This window comes from Rahnella inusitata (genome assembly GCF_965118895.1).
GTDB classification, from domain to species: domain Bacteria; phylum Pseudomonadota; class Gammaproteobacteria; order Enterobacterales; family Enterobacteriaceae; genus Rahnella; species Rahnella inusitata_A.
This window is the reverse complement of the sequence record NZ_CBCPJJ010000001.1, coordinates 1-15408: the sequence shown is the minus strand read 5'-3', so window position 1 is coordinate 15408 and position 15408 is coordinate 1. Positions and strand designations below refer to the sequence as shown.

The window sequence follows — 15408 nt, the reverse complement described above, 5'->3', positions numbered from 1 at the left end:
GAGAGTGCATGGAGTTCAGCGTAAAAAGCGGTAGCCCGGAAAAACAACGCAGTGCCTGTATTGTAGTCGGCGTTTTCGAACCTCGCCGTCTGTCACCGATTGCCGAACAACTCGATAAAATCAGTGATGGCTACATCAGCGCCCTGCTTCGCCGTGGCGAACTTGAAGGCAAAGTGGGTCAGACCCTGTTGCTGCATCATGTACCGAATATTCTTTCAGAACGCATTTTGCTGATTGGCTGTGGCAAAGAACGCGAACTGGATGAGCGCCAGTACAAACAAGTTATCCAGAAAACGATCAATACCCTCAACGACACCGGTTCTATGGAGGCCGTTTGCTTCCTCACCGAGCTGCACGTTAAAGGGCGTAATACTTATTGGAAAGTGCGTCAGGCGGTCGAAACCTCCAAAGAGTCGCTTTATACCTTCGATCAGCTGAAAAGCAATAAAGTCGAACCACGCCGTCCGCTGCGCAAAATGGTCTTTAACGTGCCAACGCGCCGTGAACTGACCAGCGGTGAACGCGCTATCCAGCACGGCCTGGCGGTGTCCGCCGGTATCAAAGCGGCGAAAGACCTCGGCAACATGCCACCTAACATCTGTAACGCCGCTTATCTGGCGTCGCAGGCGCGTCAGCTTGCCGACGCGTTCAGCACCAACATCACCACGCGCGTCATCGGCGAGCAGCAGATGAAAGAGCTGGGAATGAATGCCTATCTGGCCGTCGGTCAGGGTTCGAAAAACGAATCGCTGATGTCGGTGATGGAATATAAGGGCAATCCGAATCCGGACGCTAAGCCTATCGTGCTCGTCGGTAAAGGCCTGACCTTCGATTCCGGCGGTATTTCCATCAAGCCTGCGGCTGACATGGATGAAATGAAGTACGACATGTGCGGCGCAGCAGCGGTCTATGGCGCCATGCGTGTAGTGGCTGAACTGAATCTGCCACTCAACGTTGTGGGCGTGCTGGCAGGCTGTGAAAACATGCCTGGCGGTCAGGCGTTCCGTCCTGGCGATGTACTCACGTCGATGTCAGGTCAGACCGTCGAAGTGCTCAATACCGATGCCGAAGGCCGTCTGGTTCTGTGCGATGCGCTGACTTACGTCGAACGTTTCGATCCTGAGCTGGTGATTGACGTCGCCACGCTGACCGGCGCCTGTGTGATCGCCCTCGGCCATCACATCACCGGCTTGCTGTCGAACCACAATCCGCTGGCGCACGAGCTTATCGGCGCATCTGAACAGGCGGGTGACCGCGCATGGCGTCTGCCGCTGGCGGATGAATATCAGGAACAGCTGGATTCCAACTTTGCGGATATGGCGAACATTGGTGGCCGCGCGGGCGGTGCTATTACCGCCGGTTGCTTCCTGTCGCGCTTTACCCGCAAATACAGCTGGGCGCATCTGGACATCGCCGGTACGGCGTGGCGTTCAGGGAAAAATAAAGGGGCGACCGGTCGCCCTGTCGCACTGCTGGCACAGTTCCTGCTGAACCGTGCCGGTCTTGACGGTGATGAATGATCTGATTCACCCGTCAAATAAGGTATAATTTTGACAATCGGGGTTTGGTTCGCCAACCCCTTCACAGGCGGGCGCACCCAGTTGCGCCCCTGTTTTTTCTCAGCAGCACAGTGAACTCATCATGAAACAGGCAACCTTCTTTCTTCTCGATGCGCCGGATGCCAGTGGCGAGCTCAGCTCGCACGAAGCGCTGGCCTGTCAGGTCGCCGCTGAACGTTACCGGATGGGCAAACGTGTCCTGCTGGCTTGTGAAAGTCAGGCACAGGCCGAGCGTCTGGATGAAGCACTCTGGAAGCGCGATCCGACCCACTTCGTGCCGCACAACCTGGCCGGCGAAGGCCCGCGTTTTGGCGCACCGGTGGAGCTCTGCTGGCCGGGAAAACGTGGCAATGCGCCACGTGACCTGCTGATCAGCCTTTTGCCAGAATTTGCAGATTTTGCTACTGCTTTCCATGAAGTGGTAGACTTCGTTCCTTACGAAGATTCCCTTAAACAACTTGCGCGCGAACGCTACAAAGCCTATCGCAGCGTGGGTTTCTCTTTGACGACGGCCACGCCGCCCTCAGTCACCACATCGACCGACGAAAATACGAAGCGAAATGGATAAGACATATAACCCGCAAGACATCGAGCAGCCGCTTTACGAGCACTGGGAACAACAGGGCTATTTCAAGCCACATGGTGATACCAGTAAAGAAAGCTTTGCCATCATGATCCCGCCGCCGAACGTCACCGGCAGCTTGCACATGGGTCATGCTTTCCAGCAAACCATCATGGACGCCATGATCCGCTATCAGCGCATGCAGGGGAAAAACACCCTGTGGCAGGCGGGGACTGACCATGCGGGTATCGCAACGCAGATGGTGGTTGAACGTAAGATCGCCGCTGAAGAAGGCAAAACCCGCCACGACTATGGCCGTGAAGCATTCATCGACAAAATTTGGGACTGGAAAGCAGAATCCGGCGGCACCATTACCCGCCAGATGCGCCGTCTCGGCGACTCCGTGGACTGGGAGCGCGAGCGCTTCACCATGGATGAAGGCTTGTCCAACGCCGTACGCGAAGTGTTTGTCCGTCTGTACAAAGAAGACCTGATTTACCGTGGCAAACGTCTGGTGAACTGGGATCCAAAACTGCGCACTGCGATTTCTGACCTCGAAGTCGAAAACCGCGAGTCCAAAGGATCCATGTGGCACCTGCGTTATCCGCTGGCTGACGGCGCGAAAACTGCTGAAGGCAAAGATTATCTGGTGGTCGCCACCACCCGTCCGGAAACCGTACTTGGTGATACCGGCGTGGCAGTGAACCCGGAAGATCCGCGTTACAAAGACCTGATCGGCAAAGAGATAATTCTGCCACTGGTCGGTCGTCGCATTCCCATTCTGGGCGATGAACACGCCGATATGGAAAAAGGCACCGGTTGTGTGAAGATCACCCCGGCGCACGACTTTAACGACTATGAAGTCGGGAAACGTCACGGCCTGCCGATGATCAATATCCTGACGTTCGACGGCGACATCCGCCAGACCGCTGAAGTGTTCGACACCAACGGTGAAGAAAGCGACGCGTGCAGCAACGACATTCCTGAGAAGTTCCGTGGCCTTGAGCGCTTTGCCGCACGTAAAGCCGTGGTGGCAGCGTTTGAAGAAGCCGGCCTGCTGGAAGAAATCAAACCTCATGATCTGACCGTACCTTACGGCGACCGTGGCGGTGTGGTAATTGAACCGATGCTGACCGACCAGTGGTACGTGCGCACAGCGCCGCTGGCGAAAGTCGCGGTGGAAGCCGTAGAAACAGGCGAAATTCAGTTCGTACCGAAACAGTACGAGAACATGTACTTCAGCTGGATGCGCGATATTCAGGACTGGTGTATTTCCCGTCAGCTGTGGTGGGGACACCGCATTCCGGCGTGGTATGACGCCGAAGGCAACGTGTTCGTTGGTCGTGACGAAGCGGAAGTGCGCAGCGAAAACAATCTGGGCGCAGACGTGGTACTGACGCAAGACGAAGACGTGCTTGATACCTGGTTCTCTTCCGGCCTGTGGACTTTCTCCACGCTGGGCTGGCCAGAGCAGACGCCTGATCTCAAAGCCTTCCATCCTTCAAGCGTAGTGGTCAGCGGCTTCGACATCATCTTCTTCTGGATCGCCCGCATGATCATGATGACCATGCACTTCGTGAAAGACGAAAACGGCAAGCCACAGGTTCCCTTCAACACCGTTTACATGACCGGGCTTATCCGCGACGACGAAGGGCAGAAAATGTCCAAGTCAAAAGGTAACGTCATCGATCCGCTGGATATGATCGACGGTATCTCGCTGGAAGACCTGCTGGAAAAACGTACCGGCAACATGATGCAGCCGCAGCTGGCGGAGAAAATCCGCAAACGCACCGAGAAGCAGTTCCCGAACGGCATCGAACCGCACGGCACCGACGCCCTGCGCTTCACGCTGGCGGCACTGGCTTCTACCGGCCGTGACATCAACTGGGATATGAAACGCCTTGAGGGTTACCGCAACTTCTGTAACAAACTGTGGAATGCCAGCCGCTTTGTGCTGATGAACACAGAAGATCAGGATTGTGGTCTGAACGGCGGCGAACTGGAGCTGTCGCTGGCTGACCGCTGGATCCTCGCGGAGTATAACCGCACGGTGAAAGCCTACCGCGATGCGATGGACACTTACCGCTTCGATCTGGCCGCCAGCATTCTGTATGAATTCACCTGGAACCAGTTCTGCGACTGGTATCTGGAACTCACCAAACCGGTGATGAACGGCGGCAGCGAAGCACAACTGCGCGGCACCCGTCATACGCTGGTGGAAGTACTGGAAGGTCTGCTGCGTCTTGCTCACCCGATCATTCCGTTCATCACAGAAACCATCTGGCAGCGCGTGAAAACGTTGAAAGGCATCACAGCAGAGACCATCATGCTGCAACCTTTCCCGGAATTTGATGCAGCCAAAACGGACGAACTGGCGCTGGCCGATCTCGAGTGGATCAAGCAGGCGATCATCGCAATCCGTAACGTGCGTGCCGAGATGAACCTGTCTCCGGCCAAGCCGCTGGAACTGCTGTTGCGTGGCGCAAGTGCCGATGCACAGCGTCGTGTGGAACAGAACCTGAGCTTCATTCAGTCTCTGGCGCGTCTGGAGTCCATTACCATTCTGCCTGCCGGCGACAAAGGCCCTGTGTCTGTCACCAAACTGGTGGAAGGCGCTGAACTGCTGATCCCAATGGCTGGTCTGATTGATAAAGACGCCGAGCTGGCGCGTCTGGACAAAGAGATGGCGAAACTGGACGGTGAGATTGCGTCTATCGAAGGCAAACTGTCTAACGAAGGTTTTGTGGCGCGTGCGCCGGAAGCCGTTGTCGCTAAAGAGCGCGACCGTCTGGCAGCCTGCGGTGAAGTCAAAATCAAAATTGCAGAACAGAAAGCAACAATCGCTGCGCTGTAATGTTGATGAATGCCTAAAATGACGAAGGCCGCGCAAGCGGCCTTTTTTATGCATCAGATTCAGTGATTTAAAACCTGCTATTGCCTTGCGGCATCCCGAATATGTTCCATCCGCGACTGCATCGCAGGGTGCGTACTCATCCAGTCAGGTAGATTGTTGTCGCTGATTTTTTCCTTCTGCGATTGTGCCGCGAGTAGCGAATAGAGTTGTTCCATTTGCTCCAGCGATCGCCCTTCGCGCTTCATTTCCACTATTGCCCAGTCATCTGCATCGCGTTCCATATTGCGTGAAAACTGCAACTCATTAGCCAGCGACGCCGCCTGCAGTAACGTATCGCCAATACCAGTGACATCACCGGTCATCCACAACAACGTCAGCGACACCAGTGAAGAACGCACCAGCATGCGCATCGGATGACGATAAACGTGATGCCCCATCTCATGCAGCATCACCGCCGCCAGCGCGTCATCGCCGGGGCTGAGGGCGACCAGATTGTCGCTGAGGACCAGCGTGCCGTCAGCCAGCATAAACGCATTGGCCACATCGGGAATATTCATCAGTTTCAGGCTGACTGGTGTCCGGTCATTACGCAACGACGGCGGCGTTACCTGGCTGAACAGAACCTGAAGCGCTTTCTGCCGATCTGGCGGTAACGCTGAATCCTGAAAATCACTGGCCCGGAGAAGCGTCATCGTATGACGACCGAGGTTTTGCTCAATCGTGGTCGGAATGCGCAGCGCAATCGCATTGCTGGCCCACGGCAGTAATTCATAGACGTAGAAAACGATCAGCAGACAGGTCGCCAGCAGCGTAAGGACAACGCCACGTTTATGGCTTTCCATACGATACACCCAGCCCGGCTTGCGATGTTTGAGTAACCAGTGGCGAAACGCTGCATCATCAGCGGGAACAAAACGGCTACCGTCGGGGAACGTAAGAAACAAGGGAATGGTGCCCAGCGCATCAGAAACGTCAATCTCACTGAGGGTAAAGCGGGTTTGTGATTCAGGCGTATCCAGCGTCACAAACTGCCCGTTTTCCAGAAAAAGGCGGGCAGCCTCACGCGCTGCCCGTCCCGGAGGCTGATAAAAGCCTTCAATAGTCATGTGTTACAGACCGACACCAAGATCAAATGCCTGCGCCACTTCTTCTGCAACAGCCGTCTTGGCAGAGTCGCCGTGCGCCTGCACATCCAGCAACGACAGGTCGCCAGAAACAGCCGTTGATGCGGCCACGTAACGCGCAGTACGCACATGAGCCACCGGCGTTGCCAGACCCAGCGAGAACACCACGATCAGCGCATTGGTGAACAACAGCCCCAGATAGGACAGCGTTTTCATGGAGGAATGCAGTTTTACACCGTCGCCGATACGTGTCTGATTGAATACGTAATTGCGAATCGCGACCACCTGGTAGCTGGCAACCACCAGCGAACCGACCAAAAGAATGACGATGGCAAAGAAGAAGTCGAACATATTGCTCATCAGCATCGCACCAGCCATTTCATCAGATATGCCGCCCATCAAGACCATCTGGTATATCGTTGTGAAGAACGAGCCCATCAGCCAGAAAGCGAAAATCAGGAACGGCAGGAATAATAAAATGCCCAGCAAGCTGTATTTAATAAAAGCCGCTTTCTTCAGTTCGGCGCGAAACGCCGTCTTTCCGAAGAACATATTATTGACGTATAAATCGTGCGTCATTGCGCTGATAATACCCTGCACCGCAGCAACGCCCGGTACTAATGCCACAGCCACCAACACCATGCTCAGCAATATCGCGCTGATACTGGCAGTTTGAACGGCGATCAATACCACGAACATAATAGGAATATACAGCGCCAGCATCAGCAGGATCGGGCACAGGTACATGGTCCAGTAAGCTCGGCCTACTTTGCAGTGATAGTTAAAACGCACGCCACGATAGCTGGTCATAATCGCGTTGTAACGCCAGCTGCGGACAATCACCCACGGCAGCAAAGCAAAAAACGCCAGTACGAACAGCAACGCCAGCTGTGGCATTAACGCTGCTAAAATATAAAATACAATAATGCCGGCGATCACCAGTAAACGCCCTTTCAATATTTGAATTGGCTTGGCGTGATAATCAAAGCGATCACCATTTATTTCAGTATTACCCAGAAAATAACGACGGCGGCGTACTGTCGCCCACGCAGAATAAATCCCCAAAGTGACGATGGTCAGTAAAGCATTCACCAGCCAGATTGCGAAATATTCTCCGCCCTTACCATGAAAACGAACCTGATGCAGACTGTCGTTGCGTTGATTATTATCAGACATTTTTATCTTTCGTCCTGAAAGGAATAAGAAACCGTCTCTCTTATAATGAAGAAAGAGGCGTAGTGCTTGGTGTAACGCTGAAGATTTAATCACGCACGTATACAATCAGGCAATAAAATCTTTACAATTCAGATGAAAAAAAATCTCATTTGGGATAAGTATTAGAACGATGAGAAGACGGCAGCGTTGCATCCGCCCGCCCTAAAATGGTATTAAAACGGTCTGTTTGATTGCCTATAGTGGAAACTGAGTGAGTAACATGACGACCTCCCTCCCTGTCAGCGTGCTGGTGCGCCCGATCCGCCCTGAAGATAATGCTGCGATCGCCAGCGTGATCCGTCACGTATCCGCCGAATTTGGCCTCACGGCAGATAAAGGCTATACCGTGGCTGACCCAAACCTGGACCATTTGTACGAAAGCTACAGCCAGCCGCGCTGTGCCTACTGGGTGGTGGAGCTTGACGGCGTTGTCGCCGGTGGCGGCGGTATGGCACCGCTGTCAGGTGCAGAGGATGATTTGTGCGAGCTGCAGAAGATGTACTTCATGCCTTCACTGCGCGGTCAGGGACTGGCGAAACGTCTGGCGCTTCAGGCCATTGATCATGCACGCCAGCAGGGGTTTGCCCGCTGCTACCTCGAAACCACTGCCAGCCTGACGCAGGCTATCGCGCTGTACGAACGTCTCGGCTTCCAGCACATTGATGGCGCATTGGGGAATACAGGTCACGTCGATTGCGAAGTGACGATGATAAAATACCTGTAACCGCGTTTTCGCTTTCCATTACCTGACAGGCAGCAACATGTTCACTCACAAAGCCATTTCCGCGTTAAATGAACTGGAACTGACGGTTTATAACTACATCGTCAAAAATGGCGACAAAGTAATGTACATGACTATCCGTGAGCTGGCGGATGCCGCGGGTGTGTCCACCACCACGGTGCTACGGTTTTGCAAAAAAATGGATTGCGACGGCTACTCAGAATTTCGTATCCGTTTTAAACTGTTTTTAGAGCATGAAGAAAAACCGCCAGTGTCATTCGGCATCAGCGAAATTATCAGTTATTTCAAAAGTATTAATAACAATGAGTTTGATGAATTATTAGATCAGGCCGCGCTACAAATTGCTAATGCACAGCGCATTATATTTGTCGGTGTGGGAACATCCGGCTCACTGGGGAAATACAGCGCGCGGTTCTTCTCAAATGTCGGTAAATTCAGCACCTTTATTGATGACCCTTATTTTCCGATCAACAGCGATATGTATAAAGATGCTATTGCAATTATTCTCTCGGTCTCCGGTGAAACAGAAGAAGTCCTGCGTTTCGCCACCCAGTTCAGTCAGCATAACTGCAAGATCATCAGCCTGACTAACAGCGAGAACTCAACGCTGGCGCGGATGGCCGATCTCAATATCTCTTACCACATGCCGCAAATTGTGCTTGAAGGGCAATATAATATTACCACGCAGATTCCGGTACTTTATATTATCGAGACCATCGGAAAGAAATTACCCTTAATAAAACGTGACGCAGCGCAATGAAAAAACAAGGTGTTTTTAACTTGTGACATATTCCTAAGCCTGTTTTTTGTTATATCGTGACATCACCCTTTCTTTTGCTACACTCCTGCCAGCAATTAAAAAAATAAAACATCATCTCTGTACACCCCGGCAGGAGAATAATAAATAATGGCTATTGATTACGCTCAGACAGCTCAGGATATTGTTAAATATATCGGCGGCGAAAATAATGTGATTAGCATCACACATTGCGCCACACGATTACGCTTCGTTCTGAAAGATAATAGCGCCGTTGAGAAAGAAGAATTAAAACGCGTAAAAGGCGTGATTACTGTTATCGAGGCCGGAGGCCAGATGCAGGTGGTGATCGGCAACCACGTCAGCGATGCCTACAAACAGGTACTGAAGCTTATCCACGTGGATGAAAATGCGCCGGTCTCTGCGCCGAATGTCGGTATTGTCAGCCGCGTCATGGATGTCATCTCCAGCATTTTCACGCCATTCCTTTATCAGCTCGCCGCCTGCGGTATTTTACAGGGGATTATCTCTTTCCTCGCTGCGGTCGGCATCATGGACGCCAACAGCGGCACCTACCGTATTCTTAACTTTGTTTCATGGACGGCATTTACCTTCCTGCCAGTCATGATCGCCTTCACCGCGGCTAAAAAATTCAACGTCAATCCGTTTACCGCAGTGATTACCGCCTGTGCGCTGATAAGCCCGGATTACATGAACATGCTGACGGCGTTCAAGATTACGTCGATCAACTCCGCCGATCCGGCCATGCAGCAGTTAATGCGTGAAGCGGTGAGTAACCCGGAAATCGCCCGCATCCTGACGGAGGTGGTCGGCATACCGATCGCCGCGCCAACGCTCGATTTTCTTGGTATTCCGGTGAAATACCTGAGCTATACCGCCTCGGTGATCCCTGTCATTCTGATGGTCTGGGCGATGTCTTACATTGAACGTTTCTTCAATAAAGTGCTGCCGATCGTTATCCGCAATCTGTTCACGCCAATGTTTTGTATCGCCATTATGGTGCCGATGACGCTGCTGGTCTTCGGGCCGGTAGGCAATCTTATTGGCGGCGCGATTGGCGGCGTTTATAACTATCTCTATCACCTCAGCCCGACCGTCGCCGGATTCTTCGTCGGTGCATTCTGGCAGCCGCTGGTTACGCTGGGCGTCCACTGGGGCATTACGCCGGTCACAGTCGGCAACTACGCGACGCTGGGCTACGACACCTTCACTGGCCTGCAGGCTTCTGCCGTCTTCGCAATGACCGGCAGCATGTTTGGCGTGTATCTGAAAACCCGCAGCCGCGAAATGAAAGGCATTTCACTGTCCGCTGGCGTCACCGGATTGTTCGGCATTACAGAACCGGCCATTTATGGCGTCGCGCTGCGTCTGAAAAAACCATTCCTGTGCAGTTGCGTCGCGGGGGGTATCGGCGGCGCAATCGCCGGCTCCTTCAATGCGGTGTCATGGAGTTACTGCCTGCCGGGCATCGCCGTGCTGCCGGTATTCTTCAAAGAAGGCCACATGCCGCAGTTCCTCGGCTTCCTGCTGTCGATAAGCGTCGCCTTCGTCCTCGGTGCCCTGTTCACCTGGCTGGTTGGTTTCAAAGATGAGCCCGACGTTGTGGCCACTAAAAAGGTGCAGGCTGAATCCCGACGCGCCACGCAGGCAGAAATGAATTAAATCTGAAATACCCGTGTAAAGGGCGGAGGTCTCCGCCCGCATCAAACATTAAGGGAGAACCAAATGAGCCATCAGTTACCAAAAGATTTTTTATGGGGCGGCGCGGTTGCGGCGCATCAGGTTGAAGGCGGCTGGAATAAAGGCGGTAAAGGCGTCAGCATTTGCGACGTGCTTTCCGGCGGCGCGCACGGTGTTGACCGCGTGATGACCGATGGCGTGCTGGAAGGCTACAGCTATCCCAATCACGAAGCCGTAGATTTCTATTCCCATTATAAAGAAGACATCGCGCTGTTTGCCGAAATGGGCTTCAAATGCTTCCGTACATCGATTGCCTGGACGCGCATCTTCCCGAACGGTGACGAATTACAGCCAAATGAAGCCGGACTGCAATTCTATGACGATATGTTTGATGAGCTGCTCAAACATAACATCCAGCCGGTGATCACCCTCTCCCACTTTGAGATGCCGTGGCATCTGGTGAAAGAGTACGGCGGCTGGAAAAACCGTCAGGTCGTCGATTTCTTCGTGCGCTTTAGCCAGGTGGTGATGGAACGCTACAAAAGCAAAGTGAAATACTGGATGACCTTCAACGAAATCAACAACCAGCGTAACTGGCAGTATCCGTTGTTCGGTTATTGCTGCTCCGGCGTGGTCTTCACCGAGCAGGAAAACCCGGAAGAGACGATGTACCAGGTGCTGCATCACCAGTTCGTGGCCAGCGCCAAAGTGGTCAAACTCGGCCACGCGATCAACCCGGATTTCCAGATCGGTTGCATGATCGCCATGGTGCCGTTGTACCCGTTCTCCTGCCATCCGGACGACGTGATGTATTCCGTCGAAGCGATGCACGAGCGCTTCCTGTTCAGTGACGTCCACATGCGCGGCTACTACCCTGCGTATGCGTTGAAAGAGTGGGAGCGTCGAGGGTTTGACATCAAAATGGAAGACGGTGATTTGCAGGCGCTGCGCGAGGGTTGCGCGGATTACATTGGCCTGAGCTATTACATGAGCAACGCGATTTCCGCGCACAACCCGAGTGATGACAATGGCCTGTCCGGCTTTGCGGGCAGCGTGCCAAATCCGCACGTCAAAGCCTCCGACTGGGGCTGGCAGATCGACCCGGTCGGCCTGCGCTACACACTTAACATTCTGTATGAACGTTACCAGAAACCGCTGTTCATCGTCGAAAACGGCTTCGGCGCGATCGATAAAGTGGCTGACGACGGTATGGTTCACGACGATTACCGCATCGCCTATCTGAAAGCCCACATCGAGCAGATGAAGAAAGCCGTGCTGGAAGACGGCGTTGACCTGATGGGCTACACGCCGTGGGGCTGCATCGACTGCGTGTCCTTCACCACCGGTCAGTACAGCAAACGCTACGGCTTCATCCACGTCGACAAAAACGATGATGGCACTGGCACGATGGCGCGCTCTAAAAAAGAGAGCTTCAGCTGGTATCAGAAAGTGATTGGCAGCAACGGAGAAGTGCTTTAAAAAATGACAGCCAGCTCCGCGCGGAGCTGGCTTTTATTTTGGAATTAGTCAGCCTGCATATCGAAATAGGCAAACTCGCCGTATCCCGCACCGGCATTCACCGCTGACGATGCCGAATAAATCCCGATTTTCGCGCCAACCCATTTCCCCGCTGATGCAGCAAACTGCGGCCCGATGGCCTTCCAGCCCTCGCCCTCTTCCTGTTTAAACGAGAAATGGCAGACGCCGCGCGACAGCACTTTCACCCTGACAAATACCGCCTGCCCGCGCTGTAAAGCTGTCAGAACAGTTCTTCGCTGGCTCAGTTCACCCTTATCGCTCATCCATCCGAAATCAAACACCAGCACGTTTTCGCCATTCTGCTGACACACGGATACTGCACCATACCTTTCGCCATAGACGATCAACCCGCTCTGCTCACCGTCGCGGGTAAAGTATGGGGTCAGACAAGTGGTGACGGTAAATTGTGGCGAGGAGAACTTCTGTAGCAACAGCTGCGGCGTATCGTACAACGATCGCGGCCCGAAGGGAAAACACGCCAGCCTCAGGCCAGCCGCAGACGGTTTCAACCAGTCACGTTGCGGGTTCGCCTGCCACTGCCATTGCAGGCCATAGCGGCCTTGTGCAAAGTCGTCGGAGGTTTGCGATGCGCAGGGTAAACCAGACGGGCATCCGGCCGGTTTTGCGTGGACGGCGACAGGCTGACCGAGCCCTTCGGCATCCACTTCTGCACCAATTTCCGGCCAGCCGTTGTCATTCCAGCGCATCGGTTGCAGATGCACAATGCGGCCAGCGTGCGCGGCATCCTGAAAATGCACGAACCAGCATTCGCCGCTCTTCAGTTCCACCCAGCCACCCTGATGCGGGCCATTCACTTTTGATGTCCCCTGATGCAACACGTCGCGGGCCTCATACGGACCAGTAATATGACGCGAGCGTAATACCGTTTGCCAGCCACTCTCCACGCCACCGGCCGGTGCAAAGATGTAATACCCGCCGTGGCGCTTATATACTTTTGGCCCCTCAACCGTTGGATGAGAGACCGAGCCATCAAAAATGATTCGACCGTCATCAAGCAGTGATGTTGCATCGGAGGACATTTCGCACAACTGCAACTGATGCTTGATGCCGGAGCGGCTGTGGGCAAACGCGTGCACCAGCCACGCCCGCCCGTCGTCATCCCAGAACGGACAGGGATCGATCCAGCCCTTCACCGCTTTAATGCAATGCGGCTCGCTCCAGGCTTTCAGCGGGTCTGCGGTATAAGACATAAAAATGCCTTCATCTGGCATACTGTAAAACACCCAGAACAACCCGTTGTGATAACGAATACTGGGCGCCCAGACTCCTTTGCCAGGCTGCACGCTGTCGTAAGCGGGATAATTGATCCGTGGCACAACGTGGTTGACGAGAGTCCAGTTCACCAGATCCCTTGAATGCAGAACCGGCAGGCCGGGAATATGGTTAAAGCTCGAGGCGACCATATAAATATCATCGCCCACGCAGACAATATCCGGATCAGAATAGTCAGCATGCAGGATCGGATTCTGATAGTGCCCGTCGCCTAAATCCGCGCTTCCTTCAGGTTTGATTTTCATCGCCATCCCTTTATTTAACGGCCATCACAGGAGCTAAGACACCGGCTTCGTTTTCCTGCCCGCGGGCAATCTCGGCGCTGCGTTTTGCCAGATCGCGCTGAATATTTTTCATCGTGGCATCATCAAGTTTGTAGAAACGGGCGAGGAAATAGAGGATCAGATATGACACCGACGGCCCAACCGTCAGCAGGCCAATAATCCCGGTGGTGGCGAGTGCGGTTTGGGTTTCCGCACCCGCATGATAGCCAAACCAGCCGAGAGAGAAGCCGACGAACGCACCGGCAAACGCCATCCCCAGTTTTAAGGCGAATAAGTTACCAGAGAAGGATAATCCGGTGATCCGCCGTCCGGTTTTCCACTCACCATAATCAGCGGCGTTGGCCATCATGTTCCATTTAAATGGCTGATACATTTGATGTAAAAAACCAATAATAAAATACAGCGGGAAAATAACCGGCAGGAACTTCGGCGGGACAAAGAACATCACCACACCGGCCAGAACCAGCAGCAAATTGATATTTTTAAACATCGTCAGCGTACTAAAACGCTTGGCGAAATATCCAGCCGCTATCGCCCCAAATATCGTTCCCACCACGCTGGTGGTGATAAAGGTACTTTTCATCGCTGTCCCGCTCACCAGACTTTGGCCTTTATCCAGCATCAGATAGGTCGCGTAATACAGCGTTGCGGAACTGCGCATGACGCCCGCCATGCTGGAGAAAAAAGTGATGATGGCCACTATCCGCCACTGATCGTTCGACAACAGATTCCTCAAATCACTGCGCACGGAGACCTGGCGGGTATCTTCGGCAGTGATACGTTCTTTGGTAAAGCAAAAACAAAATACCAGCATACAAACAGCGATAGCGCCCATCACCGCCATCGTCGCCTGATAACCAGCCTGCAGATCCTCTTTCCCAAAATAATCCACCAGCCACAGCGTACCGACGGAAACCAGCAAACCGGCCAGCGATGAAATCGTAAAACGGTAGGATTGCGCGGAAAGCCGGTCTTTATCATCCGTGGTGATCACCCCGCCCAGCGCGCAGTAGGGAATATTGATAAAGGTGTAACACAGCATCAGCAGAGAATACGTAATGTAGGCGTAAAGCAGTTTGCCGGAGTGCCCGAAATCCGGCGTGGTGAAGGTCATGACCGCCAGCACGGCGTAAGGGATCGCGAACCAGATAAGCCAGGGGCGAAAGTGCCCCCACCGTGTTTTTACGCGATCCGCGACAATACCGGTAAGCGGATCGCTGACGGCATCAAGAATGCGCGTGACCAGAAACATCACCCCGACAGCTGCGGCGGAAAGCCCGTAGATATCCGTATAAAAGTACGTCAGAAACATTGTGACGGAGGAATACACGATCCCGCACGCGGCATCTCCCATACCAAAACCGAGTTTTTCTATAACAGACAATTTCTTTACGGCTGCCATAATCTGACTCCACACCATGAGGTAGAATAGCTTTCAGAATTGGTATGTTAACTTTTGACCGTTGCGTTGAATTTAATCATATTTCACTTAAGGCTTATGAAATTTGCTTAATGGGAGGGGGGTCACAAAGGGGGAATGAATAAAAGACATAACTTTTCACTACACTTTTTTTAAATTCATAGTTTTTTGTCGATCATGAATATTTTCCACTCGCCATAATTACCTGCAAATCATCGCCTGTTTTATCCTTTCCCCTGCGGGGCGAAGATACTTCTTCGCCCTCAATTATCAATATGACTGGGCATATCCCATTGCGCAGGCCAGATATGTTCTGAGTTAACCAGTTTTCCCCGCGTCCATATCACAGCGCATATGA

At 53.1% G+C, this 15408-nt stretch carries 11 protein-coding genes; 7 read left to right on the top strand and 4 right to left on the bottom strand.

Features of this window, described 5'->3' with window-relative positions; translation table 11 throughout:
• Positions 1-8 precede the first annotated feature (8 nt).
• The 3 genes from pepA to ACMHLI_RS00045 all read left to right on the top strand — a co-directional run bounded on the left by pepA (position 9) and on the right by ACMHLI_RS00045 (position 4975).
• Positions 9-1520 carry a leucyl aminopeptidase gene (gene pepA, locus ACMHLI_RS00055; protein WP_112169327.1) on the top strand — a complete coding sequence of 504 codons (1512 nt, stop codon included), beginning with the start codon at positions 9-11 and terminating at the stop codon, positions 1518-1520.
• 121 nt (positions 1521-1641) lie between these two features.
• On the top strand, positions 1642-2127 hold the full coding sequence (locus tag ACMHLI_RS00050; protein ID WP_112169325.1) for a DNA polymerase III subunit chi: 486 nt from the start codon (positions 1642-1644) through the stop codon (positions 2125-2127).
• A complete protein-coding gene (locus ACMHLI_RS00045; RefSeq protein ID WP_413527722.1) occupies positions 2120-4975 on the top strand; it encodes a valine--tRNA ligase in 2856 nt (951 codons plus the stop codon). The genes ACMHLI_RS00050 and ACMHLI_RS00045 overlap by 8 nt, the downstream gene beginning before the upstream one ends.
• 77 nt (positions 4976-5052) lie before the next feature.
• Here ACMHLI_RS00045 and ACMHLI_RS00040 read toward each other — a convergent pair whose 3' ends face one another.
• Together ACMHLI_RS00040 and ACMHLI_RS00035 are read right to left on the bottom strand one after the other, a co-directional pair.
• Positions 5053-6081: a M48 family metallopeptidase gene (locus tag ACMHLI_RS00040; RefSeq protein WP_413527721.1), complete on the bottom strand. Its 1029-nt coding sequence runs from the start codon at positions 6079-6081 to the stop codon at positions 5053-5055.
• Positions 6082-6084: 3 nt separating this feature from the next.
• Positions 6085-7275, bottom strand: a complete 1191-nt coding sequence (locus ACMHLI_RS00035) for a YjgN family protein (protein ID WP_413527720.1) — start codon at positions 7273-7275, stop codon at positions 6085-6087.
• A gap of 259 nt (positions 7276-7534) precedes the next feature.
• Here ACMHLI_RS00035 and ACMHLI_RS00030 point away from each other — a divergent pair, with 259 nt between their 5' ends.
• From ACMHLI_RS00030 to ACMHLI_RS00015, 4 genes are all read left to right on the top strand, one after another.
• Complete coding sequence (locus ACMHLI_RS00030; protein WP_413527956.1) at positions 7535-8038, top strand: GNAT family N-acetyltransferase; 504 nt, start codon at positions 7535-7537, stop codon at positions 8036-8038.
• 37 nt (positions 8039-8075) lie between these two features.
• Positions 8076-8816, top strand: coding sequence for a MurR/RpiR family transcriptional regulator (locus ACMHLI_RS00025; RefSeq protein ID WP_413527719.1), 741 nt, complete (start codon positions 8076-8078; stop codon positions 8814-8816).
• Positions 8817-8963: 147 nt separating this feature from the next.
• Positions 8964-10496 (top strand): PTS transporter subunit EIIC, encoded by a 1533-nt coding sequence (locus tag ACMHLI_RS00020; protein WP_413527718.1) that lies wholly within the window; start codon positions 8964-8966, stop codon positions 10494-10496.
• A gap of 63 nt (positions 10497-10559) precedes the next feature.
• Complete coding sequence (locus ACMHLI_RS00015) at positions 10560-11993, top strand: 6-phospho-beta-glucosidase (RefSeq protein WP_413527717.1); 1434 nt, start codon at positions 10560-10562, stop codon at positions 11991-11993.
• Between the two features lie 44 nt (positions 11994-12037).
• Here the strand turns inward: ACMHLI_RS00015 and ACMHLI_RS00010 are convergent, their stop codons facing one another.
• Both ACMHLI_RS00010 and ACMHLI_RS00005 read right to left on the bottom strand, forming a co-directional pair.
• Entirely contained in the window at positions 12038-13591 is a 1554-nt protein-coding gene (locus ACMHLI_RS00010) for a glycoside hydrolase 43 family protein (RefSeq protein WP_413527716.1), read from the bottom strand.
• A 10-nt stretch (positions 13592-13601) separates the two neighbouring features.
• Positions 13602-15032 (bottom strand): glycoside-pentoside-hexuronide (GPH):cation symporter, encoded by a 1431-nt coding sequence (locus ACMHLI_RS00005; RefSeq protein ID WP_413527715.1) that lies wholly within the window; start codon positions 15030-15032, stop codon positions 13602-13604.
• Between the last annotated feature and the right edge of the window lie 376 nt (positions 15033-15408).